This window comes from Pseudomonas sp. 2822-17, from assembly GCF_002742485.1.
Classification (GTDB): Bacteria; Pseudomonadota; Gammaproteobacteria; order Pseudomonadales; family Pseudomonadaceae; genus Aquipseudomonas; species Aquipseudomonas cyclaminis.
In genome coordinates, this window is sequence record NZ_LJRZ01000279.1 from 1 (window position 1) to 857 (window position 857).

Annotated in this window: 1 protein-coding gene; it reads right to left on the minus strand. The window is 64.8% G+C overall.

The genetic code is table 11. The annotated features are described in order from the left end of the window. Positions 1-857: GspE/PulE family protein (locus AOA60_RS03930; RefSeq protein WP_178075317.1), on the minus strand; the 857-nt coding region annotated here is incomplete at both ends.

Here is an 857-nt window from a genome sequence, read left to right on the forward strand (position 1 = left end):
TCCGGGTCCTGGCGCAGGATCGCCCGCAATGCCAGCGCGAAGGTCATGTCGATCTTGGCGTTGACCTGGATCTGGCTGATGCCCGGCAAGTCATATTCCACCGGGTCTTCCACGGTGAGGATATTGCTGGTGCTCGCATCCAACCGCGCCAACGCCGCGTAGAGGCTGGTGGTCTTGCCGCTGCCGGTGGGCCCGGTGACCAGCACGATGCCGTGGGGCTGGCGGATCAACGTATCGAGGCGCGCCAGCAACTGCGCTTCCATGCCCAGTGTTTCCAACTGCAAACGCCCGGCCTGCTTGTCGAGAAGGCGCATCACCACCCGCTCGCCATGCCCGGTGGGCACCGTCGACACCCGAATATCAATCGGCCGCCCGGCCACACGCAAGGCGATCCGCCCATCCTGGGGCAGGCGTTTTTCGGCGATATCGAGCTGGGCCATGATCTTGATCCGCGACACCAACGCACCGTGCAGCGCTTTGCGCGGCGACACCACATCGCGCAGCGTGCCGTCGACGCGATAGCGCACCACGGAATGGGTTTCGTAGGGTTCGATGTGGATATCACTGGCCTCATCGCGGGCGGCCTGGGTGAGCAAGGCGTTGATCATGCGGATCACCGGCGCACCGTCCTGGGTGTCGAGCAGATCGGTGATTTCGGGCATGTCCTGCATCAGGCGGTCGAGGTCCACCTCATTCTCGGCAGCACCGACCACAGCGGCGGCGCTGCCCGTGTCGGCATAAGCGCTGGCGAGCAGACCGTCGAGTTCGTCGTCGCGCACCTGCTCAATCGGCGACTCGCCAAACTGGCGCTGGACTTCACTGATGGACCAGCCGGGGGTTGAAGGGCAGACGGTGAG